Source organism: Yoonia sp., from assembly GCF_036007805.1.
Classification (GTDB): Bacteria; Pseudomonadota; Alphaproteobacteria; order Rhodobacterales; family Rhodobacteraceae; genus Yoonia.
Genome location: NZ_DASYOK010000303.1, coordinates 1 through 2,135, shown reverse-complemented (window position 1 = coordinate 2,135; position 2,135 = coordinate 1). Strand labels below are relative to the sequence as shown.

The following is a 2,135-nucleotide window of genomic DNA, read 5'->3' as shown; positions in this document are numbered from 1 at the left end:
CCGGTCAGGATCTTGCGAAACCCCCGTTCGGCCTCGGGGCCTTCCATTGTGTAAAGGTGCAGGGCGTTCTGGTCTTCCTGATCAAAACGGATCGCACCCTTGGTGCCGTGGATCTCATAGGCATAACCCATTTTGCGGCCCGTTGCGACGCGGCTGAAAAACAGATGTCCCTGCGCACCGTTTTCAAAGCGGCACATGAACTGTGCCTGATCATCGTTGGTGACGGCTGTGTTGCCGCGTTGGGCGTGGACAGTTTCGACCTGCGCGCAGAGGGCCGTAATCGGCCCGATAAGCGCGCGTGCGGCATTGATCATATGGGGGGCAAGATCGCCCATCGTCCCGTTGCCCATGCCTTGGCAGCGCCACGTGGCGGGCAGGGCGGGGTCGGCGAAAAAGTCCTCGGTATGTTCGCCGCGGAACCATGTGATGTCACCGATGCGGCCATCCGCCACCAGTTGACGCGCGTATTGCGCTGCAGGGGTGCGGATGTAGTTGAACCCGACCATGTTGATCACGCCTGCCTGATCGGCGGCCTCGGTCATGGCAATGGAATCGGCCAGCGTCGCACCAAGCGGTTTTTCGCAGAAAACAGGTTTGCCCAAGGCAAAAGCCGCAAGCGCGATGTCGCGGTGGGTGTCCTGCGGAGAGGCGATGACGACGGCCTCAACCTTGGGATCATGAACCAGCACCCGCCAGTCGGCTGTGCCGCGCGCAAAGCCGAAGGCCTTTTGATACCTCTCAGTCGAGGCATCCGATGACGCGCAGACCATTTCCAGACGCGGCCGCAGGCTTGTGTCGAAAATCGCGCCAACGGATGCGTAGGCAGCCGCATGCGCCTTGCCCATATAGCCGCCGCCGATAATCCCGATACCGATCTCTGTCATGCCTGCTCCCCTTCCCAGAAACCGGTTGCAACCGGTTGCAAAATGCGTAACGTTCTTTCAGGTGGTTGGTCAATAAACAATCGCGACCGACGTAGGAATTATGCGCCGATGGGGGGACGATCATGGGGCACATCGCCGAAACGGTCACGCTGACAACGGCACAGGCCATAGTCCGCTATCTGGCCAATCAGTGGATCGACATCGACGGGGTCGAGACCCGCATTTGCGGCGGCGGCTTTGGCATTTTCGGCCATGGCAACGTCACCTGTCTGGGTGAGGCGCTTTATAACGAACAAGAGGCGCTGCCGCTCTATCGCGGGCAGAACGAGCAGGGGATGGGCTTTGCCGCTGCGGCCTATGCCAAGGCCTATTTGCGCCGCCGGTTCATGTTTTGCACGGCATCCGCCGGTCCTGGAACGGCAAACCTGTTAACCGCTGCCGCGCTTGCCCACGCGAACCGGTTGCCCATGCTGATGCTCTGTGGCGACACCTTCATCACCCGCCTGCCGGACCCTGTCTTGCAGCAGCTTGAGCATTTCGGCGATCCTACCTTTGGTGTGAATGATGCCTTCAAGGCCGTGACCCGTTACTGGGACCGGATCACGCATCCCGCACAGGTGATCCAGTCGCTGCCTGCGGCGCTCGCCACCATGCTGGACCCTGCGGATTGCGGGCCTGTGTTTCTTGGCCTGCCGCAGGACGTGCAGGGCTGGACCTATGAATATCCGCGCAGTTTCTTTGACAAACGCGTTCACCGCATTCGCCGCCAGATGCCTGACAGTGAAGAAGTGGCTGATGCGGTTGCCCTCCTGAAATCAGCCAAGCGTCCGATGATCATTGCGGGGGGCGGTGTCCAGTATTCCGGCGCAGTGGCGGAACTGACTGCTTTTGCCGAGGCCATGGGGATTCCGGTCGTGGAATCCATCGCAGGGCGCGCCAATCTGGTGCATGATCATCCGCTCAATATCGGGCCGATCGGGGTGACCGGATCGGACAGCGCCAATACCATCGCCGCAGAGGCGGATGTGATCCTGGCCGTCGGCACGCGCCTGCAGGATTTCACAACCGGATCATGGACGGCCTTTGCCCATGATGCGCAATTGATCGGCCTAAATGCCGCGCGTCACGACGCGGCCAAACATCTGTCGGCCACGGTTGTCGGTGATGCGAAACTGGGCTTGGTGGCGCTGCAAGAGGGGCTTTCGTCCTACCGCGCCCCTGAAAGCTGGACGCAGCGCGCACAGGCCGAGC

General features: G+C 61.1%; 2 protein-coding genes. One reads left to right on the top strand and one right to left on the bottom strand.

What is annotated here, in order from left to right:
* Window positions 1-884 (bottom strand): Gfo/Idh/MocA family protein (locus tag VGP75_RS15820; RefSeq protein WP_327544579.1); only part of this gene is annotated, 884 nt, incomplete at its 3' end.
* 122 nt (window positions 885-1,006) lie between these two features.
* Here VGP75_RS15820 and VGP75_RS15815 point away from each other — a divergent pair.
* On the top strand, window positions 1,007-2,135 hold a 1,129-nt coding region (locus VGP75_RS15815; RefSeq protein WP_327544578.1), incomplete at its 3' end, for a thiamine pyrophosphate-binding protein.